Source organism: Olsenella profusa F0195 (genome assembly GCF_000468755.1).
Lineage (GTDB): Bacteria > Actinomycetota > Coriobacteriia > Coriobacteriales > Atopobiaceae > Olsenella_F > Olsenella_F profusa.
In genome coordinates this window covers 1-9,094 of record NZ_AWEZ01000071.1, presented here as the reverse complement: position 1 = coordinate 9,094, position 9,094 = coordinate 1, and the positions used below count along the sequence as shown (strand labels likewise).

Here is a 9,094-nt window from a genome sequence, read left to right as displayed (position 1 = left end):
GTGTTTAGTCAACCCTGGCTTTCGGAAAGGGACTGCGGTGGAAATCCTGGACCGTTTCGGCCTAGGCGATCAGGCCCAGGTCCCTCCGATATTGCATCGGGCCCCTGTAGCCCAGGTCGCTCCTCGGCCTGACGTCGCGGTGCCATCTCAGGTACGCGTCGAGCCGTCCGCGAACCCATCGGGCGTAACCCCGCCCCAGTCCCTTCCGTAGAGGAACCCTACCTTCGGCCTCCCGAAGAGCCCCTCCGCCCTCGCGTTGTCGGGACTGCACCCCTCCCCCGGCATCGACCTCACGATGCCGTGGCCGTCGCATGTCTTGATCCACCCCGGCCAGCGGTAGTGGCAGCCTCGGTCGCTGTGCCCCTTGGGACGCTCGCCCTCCCTGAGCCGGGCACATGCGCCCATGAGCGACGAGTTCGCCATCCCGGCGTCCGGGGAGGCGGACATCGTCCAGCTCATCGGCATGCCGTCGAAGCAGCCGATTATCGGGGGGAGGTAGGGCTTGCCGGCGGGGATGCGGAACTCCGTGACGTCCGTCACCCAGAGCTCGTTCGGCTTCTCGGACCTGAGGTGGTGCTTCCCGCGCTCGTCGCGCAGCAGGTCGTCCGGCGCCTCGGATGCCTCCCCCTGGTAGGAGCTGTGGCCGGCGCTCCCTCTTCGCCGCGCGCGACGAGGCCCTCCTTGTCCATGATCGTCCGCACGGTCCACCCCCCAGCGCCCGTCTGGGCGACGATCCTGCGGTAGCCGTGCGTGCCGCCGCTGTCGTCGAACGCCTTGATGACGGCGGCCCTCGACTCGGCGCGCTCCGCGCTCCCAGGTCGCACCAGGGCGGCAGCCGCGTACTCATAGCTGCCCTTCGCCATCTGCGTCAGCGCCAGCAGGTCCTTGGGCCTCCGCTTCGGACGCAGCGGCGAGGCTGTCGCCGCCCTCTCCGCGTTCGTCGGCCGGCTCGGGTCGGTGCCCGGTTCCTTTTTGGGATCCCGGGCGTCGCCTGGCGCACGTCTATCTCGAGTTGAAGCTTCCTGACCCGCGCCCTCAGGTCGGGCTGCATCCTCTCTAGCTCGCGAATGCCATCCGGCAGATCATCGTAGGGCTTGCTCGCGGGAGCCCCTCTCTCTCCGGGGTTCCCCTCATTGTGCCCCAGGATCTCTCGCCGCCAGGCATAGGGTGCGACGCGGGACACGCCGTGGCGCTCGGCGACCTCGGCGGCACCGCCGGTCCGTGCCTCGAGCTCCGCCACGGCCCGCGCCTTCGTCCCCATCGGCAGAGCGCCCCTCTTGGGATCCGGCCCGCGGCATTTCCTCTGGCCGGGCGCGAGCCCGTCAATCCAGGTGCCGAGCATCTCGCGGCTTGGATGCCCCATGGCCCCTATCGTCCGCGTGAGGCTTTTCCCGTGCCCCAGGTAGTAGTCAACAGCCGCCCGCTTCCTCTCGTCGGGGCACCTCGGCTTGCGGCAGCTCTTCTCCAGGAACTCGTCACCGCGGAGCTGGTGCTCCTTCCACCACCCGCGCAATGCCGAAGTGGTGGGACAGCCCAGCCCAGCAACAGTGTCCGCGTAGCTATGGTCGAACCTGGCGAAGGTCTCGACGGCCTTCCTTCTCTGCTCCTCGCCGTACATCTGCGTGTTCCTCCCGGTCCTGCCTTGGTCCAGGATTTCCACCGCAGTCCCTTTGCGTCACTTCTTAGTGAACATCAACACCGATATTCCGGTGGGCGCCGGGAACGCGTTGCGTGGCATCTGGAGGATGTCGTCTCTCATGGGGTGGCCTACCGTCCTCTCGTCTTGCATCTGGTGCCCTCGGGTCGCAACGAGGCCCAAGGAGTCTCGTCCTTTCGACGGGACAAGCAGAGAGATACCTGTTGGGGGGCGCGTGCGCAAAGCCACACGGGACGTTAGGCCACGCTAAAGCTCGCTAGGTTGCGGACTGATGAAAAAAAGAGCGGCGGGGGTCTGCCGCTTTCCGCTCTCAGACACGCAATGCAATCGTTTTGAACGATAATGTTTGTACTTACAAACTAATTAACAACACCTGCTTTGCGTAGGTGCAAGGGACAGCAGAACAATGAAAATTACATCCATCCGCATAAACAACCACAGCAGGATTCCCAACTGCACCATCGATGTCAGAGACAACTTGATACTGGTAGGAGCAAATGGCAGCGGAAAAAGCTCAATCATAAGGTGCATAGATCTGGCGCTTGGCAAGACAACACAGCAGCTGTATTACTCCATCGACAACTCTGACTTCGAGGACGAGGAGCAACCTTTTGCTGTTGAAGTTAGGCTAGAAGGGCTCAGCGAAGATGAGTTGTCGTTTTTTCCAGATGATTACGATGCATTAGACAACTCGTTGACTGTTCGCATGGAAGCTACTCTGGACAAAGACGATCTCACGATTAGGCGATACTTTCCAAAGGGCGCTGGCGATAATAATTTAAGGCGAGAGCAGCTTGAGAGCATCGGATGGAGCATGATTCCTTCCGATTTTTCAACCACTCAACTTGAGCCAGGTAGGAAGACCATCGTAGACGACTACCTCAAAGAGGTGGATGCCTCTGGAGATGAATCGAAATTAGCTGAGGCCATCAAGTCTCTCAGTGATGCGATTGACGGATCAGATGCCTTCAATGAAGCATTGGGTTCCCTTGCAGATCAGCTTGACCCCGTGCTCGACGGAGGCATTACGGCAAACAAGCTTCACTTCGTCCCCGAAGCCGCAATCAATGGGGATCTGTTGAATAACGTCCGGCTTCAGATTGAGGGCAGGTCTGGAACTGCTCGCCAGGCGACAGAACAGTCTGACGGCACCAAAGCCCTTATCGCCTTTTCCATCTTTGGCCTGCTTAATTCGGGCGGGATGATTGCCATTGATGAGCCGGAAACCCACTTGCACCCATTGGCCCAGAGAAACTTGATACGCATTCTGAAGAGTACGGGGCGGCAGCTTGTCATAGCCACGCATTCTGGGGTTGTTGCTGGCGAATTCGAACCCGACAACATCGCGGTTACTCGCGAAGGGTTTTCTCCCGTGCAGCCGAAGCGAGGTTTCCTCGCGGGTCAAGAAGATCAGAAGACTCTTGCAAGGTGGTGGATAAGCAGCAGGATTGAGCTTCTGACGGCGAAACAGATTATAGCGGTCGAGGGGCAATCGGATAGGATGCTGCTCGAAAAGGTAGCAGGGAACACGGGGCGTCATCTTGAAAGAGACGGTATTGAAATCCTCGAAGCCGGTGGATGCAGGGAGATGCCGCATGTCTTAGAAATCTTTGGAGAAGACGGGTTCGGCCTCCAGATCAGCATCTTGGTTGATGAGGACGCTGAAGAAGATATGGCCAATGCGTTAGGAGCCAATAAAGAAGACCTAGCGTCAAAATTTGTTTATGTATCAAGGCGTGATCTTGAGGAGGAGTACGTAGCAGCTATTGGTGCGGATAGCCTATGGAAGGCATTGGGGGAATCGAGCCTGTTCACGCAAAACATGCTGAATACCTGCACCATCTTAGATGACTCGGGAAAACCCAATGAAGATGAACTTGCAGAGTTCTGCAGGCGTAAGAAAAATAAAATTCTCAGTGCTGTTGTTGCTTGCAAGTTGCTAGATGAGGCCTCTGCACAACGGGTTTCCAGTGTCATCGAGGTGCTCCGAAATGCCATCTAATTCTTACGGAGCTACTGATGAGCAGCAGGAGATTTTCGATTACGAGCCTTATGGCATGGTGATTACCGCGCCTGCTGGGTGCGGTAAAACCGAAGCGCTTGCCTACAGGGCAAAAGGCCTCCTTGAGCGATACGATTTTTCAGGGAACGGGAGAAGGCTGCTTATTGTCTCCTTCACCAATCAAGCTCGAGACAATATTAGCGAGAGGCTTAGAAAGTACATTGATACCAAAACGCTAAGAGAACACGTTACCGTATGCAACTTCCATGGTTTGGCCGCACGAATCATAAAAGCGCACGGAGGCGTTGTGGGCATAGACAAAACCTGGGAAGTTGCCGGCTTTGATTGGGTTAGAAGGAATGCTCAGACGCTGAATTGCAATAAGGAAACGCGAGAACAAGTTGAAGCCGCTTTAAAATCCGCAAAGCTCACTCACTTGTCTGATGATGAAGTAATGAGAAGCCTTCAGGAACAGGCAAAGAATGGAGCGGTTGGCCAGCTTGCGGTGGCCATGGAAAGCAAAAGGGTCGAAGCGCGTGTCGTCACCTATGACGATCAAATACGAACCGCTCTGTGGGTACTGCAGGATGATAAAGTCGCCCGGCTTTATCAGAACCATTTCTTTGCTGCGCTTGTGGACGAGTTTCAGGACTTGACCCCCCAGCAATTGCGACTGGTTAAAGCCCTGTGTGGAGACAACATTACTTTCGCCGGTGACCTCGCGCAGAGCATCTTCTCTTTTGCTGGAGCGGATCCTGACTATACCTATCAAGAGATTTCTAACAGTACGAACAAGCAGATAAAGCTCTTGAAATCTTTCCGTTCAGCACCTGCCGTCCTTAATGCAGTTAACTCGCTTTCCCAAATGACACACAGCGAGCAACTTGTGGCCGCCTTTCCCAATCATTGGGGTAACAGTGGGCTCTCAGCATTTGCCTCCTTTGATAATGAGAGGACTGAAGCAAGTTGGATTGTCAAAATGGCACAGAGGATTTTGCAACTTTGCCCAAATCAGCGCGTTGGAGTCATCACTAGAGTCGGCTTCAGGATAAAAGGCGTAAAAGATACGCTGGCTGCAAATGGAATCCAGTATACCGACTGGTCGAGTGGCATATTCAGGCCGGAAATCGCGAGAGCCCTTCGACATACATGCGATGACCTGTTAAGTAGAGCTACAGAGGGTATTAGTTTCAAAAGCAAGCTAGATATCTACCGATACATAGTTGAAAGAACAACTTTGCTGCAGAGCGGTACGCATGCGGAACTTGAAGATGCCTGCTCCTGGCTATTTGACCAGGTATTGGAAAGAGACGCTAACCTGTCCCGGGCATCTGAAATAAGGGAAAGCATTTGCGAGATGCGAGGCGATGAGAGCTTTGCGACGCGCAAGGGCATACATTGCTTAACGGGTCATACTGGCAAAGGACAACAGTTCGATTGGGTGTTCATAGTCGGGCTTGATAAAGGCTCAATTCCCTTTTACAAAGCTTCTACCGATCAAGAGATTGGAGAAGAGGCACGAGTTCTCTCTGTAATGATTTCACGTGCAAGGATTGGATTTGTTACAACTTCCACGGAAATCAATGCATACGGATACTCTAGGGAGCCATCATCTTTTCTTTCATTGCTTCAAAGTGCTCCAGGTTTTATCTGTGGGAGCGACTGCATAGTAGATTGGTGCGCCAAAGCAGATTGGCAAGGCATATCGAAAATATAGCGATGCCTACTTGCCAATGCCGCTGTTGAGGAAATATTGCTTCTTCAAAGAGTGTAGTCAGTTGTATGCAATAGAAACTCATTTCCCCAGCTCAAAGCCGTCACTCTTCACTCGGAATTTGTCACTCTTGGGTCGGGGAGCGCCCCACCCCGTTTGCGCCTCATTAGCCCATGTAGTCAGTTGCGCGCAATCGAACTGTGTTTCCGCAGTTCAGACATATCACTCCTCGGTCGGTCGAAAATACTCTCCTCAAGTGACTACAGAGCATGTGGTCACCACTGACTACAGGGTGACTACACGGTTTTCGAGATAGGAGAATGGGGGAAATCCCAGCTCACTCGCTCCGCTGACTACATGGAGACGGGCTATGCAACGATCGAGTGGGAGTAAAAAATTCGGAAAAATTGACGCTTGCGTCATAGATACCGTATCATTACCTTGCATGCAGAGGAGATGATTCGGTGTGGAGATCAGGCGCGACAAGTATCTGAACGACCTCGTCGTCCGCAAGGGCAACGGAATGATCAAGATCGTCACGGGCATAAGGCGCTGCGGAAAAACCTATCTGGTGTTTGACTTGTTCGTCCGCCATCTCATCGAGTCAGGAGTTTCAGAAGACCACATAATCACATTGGCTCTCGACGACAGGGCTAACGCGCGCTACCGAGATGTTGACGCTCTCTATGACTACCTCATGGAGAGGATCGGCAACGATCGAGGGGTCTACTACATCCTCCTTGACGAGATACAGTACGCCATCACGGCGAAGGAGCTCAGGAGCAAGGACGAGCCCCCCGCGCTCTACGGCGTGCTCAACGGCCTGCTTCATCGTCGTAACGTCGACGTTTACGTGACTGGGAGTAACTCCAAGCTGCTCTCCACGGACGTGATGACCGAGTTCAGGGGTAGGGGCGACGAGGTGCGCATCCACCCGCTGACCTTCGCGGAGTTCATGCAGGCGTTCGACGGCGACCGTCAGGAGGGCTGGGCCGAGTACGTCATGTACGGCGGGCTGCCCCTCGTGCTCTCCATGCGGACTCCTGAGCAGAAGGCCGTCTACCTTGCGAGCCTTTTCGATGAGGCCTATCTCTCGGACGTTGTCGAGCGAAACCACCTCACCAAGTCGCAGGAGCTCGAAGATTTAGTGGACGTGCTCGCTTCCTCCATCGGAGCCCTCACGAACCCTTCGAAGATCGAGGCGACGTTCAGGAGCGAGCTGCGCTCGAAACTCGACGCCGACACCATCAGGCGCTATCTCGGACATCTTGAAGAGGCGTTCCTCGTGAGCGAGGCGACCCGCTACGACGTGAAGGGGCGCAGGTACATCGGCACGCCCAAGAAGTACTACTTCGAGGACATGGGGCTCCGGAACGCACGGCTGGGGTTCAGGCAGGTCGAGGAGTCGCACATTATGGAGAACGTCATCTACAACGAGCTGCGCGCCCGGGGGTTCTCTGTGGATGTCGGCGTGGTGGACAGGCGCATGAAAAACAACGGTCGTGACGAGCGCTGCCGCTACGAGGTGGACTTTGTGGCGAACCTCGGCTATCGCCGTTACTACATCCAGTCTGCGCTGCAGCTCGATACCCCTGAGAAGGTCGCGCAGGAAAAGCGTTCGCTCACGCTCATCGACGACAGCTTCAGGAAGATCGTGGTGGTAAACCGCGTCATGCGGCCCTACATGGACGACGACGGCATCCTTACCATGGGGCTGTTCGATTTCCTGCTCGACCCAAACAGCCTCGACTGATGGGTGCATGCTCTGGCGGGGATCTTCTGCCGCTCGATGGGCCTGTAGGCCGACTTCTTCGATACGTGCGGGTAATCGGCGACCTGCGGCACGTCCATGAGGCCGTCGGGCAAGTCGTTCGCTTCCGATGCCGAGGAGGCGGCAGATCTTTAGCTTCTCCGCCCCGGCATTCTCGCGGCCTTCCGCATCATTATCCGATGTTCCCGATGGCTCCGGGAACGCGTCGCGTGGCATCTGGAGGATGTCGCCTTTCATGGGATGGCAAACCGTCCTCTCGCCTTGCATCCGGTGCCTTCGGTTCGCAAGGAGGCCCAAGGAGTCGCGTCCCCTGGACGGACAAGCAGGGATGTGCCTGTTGGGAGGCGCGCGCAAAGCCCGACGAGATGCTAGGACATGCTAAGGCTCGCTAGGTCACTATTCGGCAAACGCCGCTGAAGTCCATGAGTCGAATTCGACTTAGACATTTGCAGTAAACTTTCAAGAGGCGGGGTTTGCTAGCGAAATGAGTTTTGATGGACGACAGAGACGACGCCATCATCTGATTTGATAACGATGGCAATTTAGACCTGTACAGCGGAGATTCGGTCTTGGCTCAAGTATTTAGCCCGTCCGAGTTAAATCGCTCTATCAGGGTTGCGCTCTCTGACTATGAGACCTTCGTGAGGTGCTGCCCTGAAATGGTGGCGTTTATACGGGAGGCTCTGGGCGGCGACGTCCAGTATGTTGCCAACCTGTCCGCCGCAACTCGCAAGCTTATGGAGGAAGGCAAACTCTTCTTAAGGCGGGATAAGGACGGAAAACTGTTAGCTACCCTGATAAATGCCGACAGCAACAAGTACGAGTCGATGGTGCGTCTCAAAGAAGCACAGCAATTGCCTAACGTGAACGACATGATGTTTAGCCTCAGTCTCATGGCCATCACCCAACAGCTGACTGAAATTCAGGAAGGCATTGCTGAGCTGCGTGAGGGGCAAAAGAACGATAGAGAACGCTTCGGGAATGTTGCGGCGGAATATCTTAGACGTGCGACAAAAGCGACCAACCAGAAAGAGCGCATGGAGCAATGCAAGAAGGCACACCGTGAAGCGATGGACGGATTTTACTCGTGTCTCAGTACGGTCAAAGAGTCTGTAAAGTTTTTCATTGAGCTGCCGGCTGCTGACGCAGATGCTTCACTTGCAGCGCATATTCGGCGAGAGATTTCTCTGAAGTCAATCAGCGCGTTTCCAAAGTCTTTCTCAAAGTCCAAGGAACTGAGGCGGGCAATCGCGCAATGCACTCAGTGCGCACAGTATGCAGCTGCTGCCAGCTACCTTCGAGGGGATGAGGTTGAGGCTAAGCGCGACTTGGAAATGTACGCGACGGCAATGCACAAAGAGCTGCTTGGTGACAAGGAAAACCACCTCAGGGCATGGATTTCACGTCCGAAAGCCGAGAGGCTCCCTGGCCCACTGAAGATGCTTGCTGCGAATAACGAGAATGAGATAGACGTTCTCATATGCGTCAAATCTACAATCTCTAACATTGAACGGATGAATGCTTCACCAGAAATTGAGGCTGGTGAGCCCGATAAAGGCTTGGAAATCAGCAAAGAATTAATGGGGGAATAAGCGTATGGGGATTGCAGCAATAGGAGCAGGCTTCGTCTTTACGATAGCCGTAATTATCGCAGTCGTGATTGGTATTGTCTGGTTCATTCGTAGGCGTTAGCGGAAAGTTGGCTCTTCCGCGTTTCTAGTGGGTAGCGCAGGCTAGGGCGGTCTGTGCCGAGAAGTCGAGCTTCCCGAGCCTGAGGAAGATCATCGTCTCGGAGTGGGACGTGTTCCTGAAGCCCCGCGCCGCCCGCTTGATGGACTGGATGACGGGGTCGAGCCCCTCGAGGATCGCGTTGGTGGAGCCCCTGTCCCACCAGTCGGGGATGCCCTCACGCTCCTTTCTGAGGGTTTTGGCCACCGTCTTCATCTGGTC

7 protein-coding genes are annotated in these 9,094 nt (G+C 55.5%); 4 read left to right on the top strand and 3 right to left on the bottom strand.

The features are described from left to right. Positions 1–147: 147 nt before the first annotated feature. Both HMPREF1316_RS12190 and HMPREF1316_RS12185 read right to left on the bottom strand, forming a co-directional pair. Positions 148–708: a DDE-type integrase/transposase/recombinase gene (locus HMPREF1316_RS12190; protein ID WP_021727336.1), complete on the bottom strand. Its 561-nt coding sequence runs from the start codon at positions 706–708 to the stop codon at positions 148–150. Between the two features lie 160 nt (positions 709–868). Then, positions 869–1,660 (bottom strand): transposase, encoded by a 792-nt coding sequence (locus HMPREF1316_RS12185; RefSeq protein ID WP_040652566.1) that lies wholly within the window; start codon positions 1,658–1,660, stop codon positions 869–871. A 403-nt stretch (positions 1,661–2,063) separates the two neighbouring features. Between HMPREF1316_RS12185 and HMPREF1316_RS12180 the strand changes: the two genes are divergently transcribed. The 4 genes from HMPREF1316_RS12180 to HMPREF1316_RS12165 all read left to right on the top strand — a co-directional run bounded on the left by HMPREF1316_RS12180 (position 2,064) and on the right by HMPREF1316_RS12165 (position 8,736). Next, positions 2,064–3,659 (top strand): ATP-dependent nuclease, encoded by a 1,596-nt coding sequence (locus HMPREF1316_RS12180; protein WP_021727341.1) that lies wholly within the window; start codon positions 2,064–2,066, stop codon positions 3,657–3,659. Beyond that, positions 3,649–5,376 (top strand): UvrD-helicase domain-containing protein, encoded by a 1,728-nt coding sequence (locus tag HMPREF1316_RS13890; RefSeq protein WP_021727342.1) that lies wholly within the window; start codon positions 3,649–3,651, stop codon positions 5,374–5,376. Before HMPREF1316_RS12180 ends, HMPREF1316_RS13890 begins: the two co-directional genes overlap by 11 nt. 463 nt (positions 5,377–5,839) lie before the next feature. Next, a complete protein-coding gene (locus HMPREF1316_RS12170) occupies positions 5,840–7,126 on the top strand; it encodes an ATP-binding protein (RefSeq protein ID WP_021727337.1) in 1,287 nt (428 codons plus the stop codon). Positions 7,127–7,803: 677 nt separating this feature from the next. Beyond that, positions 7,804–8,736, top strand: coding sequence for a hypothetical protein (locus HMPREF1316_RS12165; protein ID WP_021727339.1), 933 nt, complete (start codon positions 7,804–7,806; stop codon positions 8,734–8,736). 124 nt (positions 8,737–8,860) lie between these two features. On the opposite strand, the gene HMPREF1316_RS12160 is transcribed toward HMPREF1316_RS12165, so the two are convergent. Further along, positions 8,861–9,094 (bottom strand): ISL3 family transposase (locus HMPREF1316_RS12160; protein WP_021727340.1); only part of this gene is annotated, 234 nt, incomplete at its 5' end.

Coding starts and splice junctions, on each gene's coding strand:
- HMPREF1316_RS13890 (WP_021727342.1), top strand. CDS start 3,649: ATGCCATCTAATTCTTACGGAGCTACTGATGAGCAGCAGGAGATTTTC.
- HMPREF1316_RS12165 (WP_021727339.1), top strand. CDS start 7,804: ATGGTGGCGTTTATACGGGAGGCTCTGGGCGGCGACGTCCAGTATGTT.
- HMPREF1316_RS12180 (WP_021727341.1), top strand. CDS start 2,064: ATGAAAATTACATCCATCCGCATAAACAACCACAGCAGGATTCCCAAC.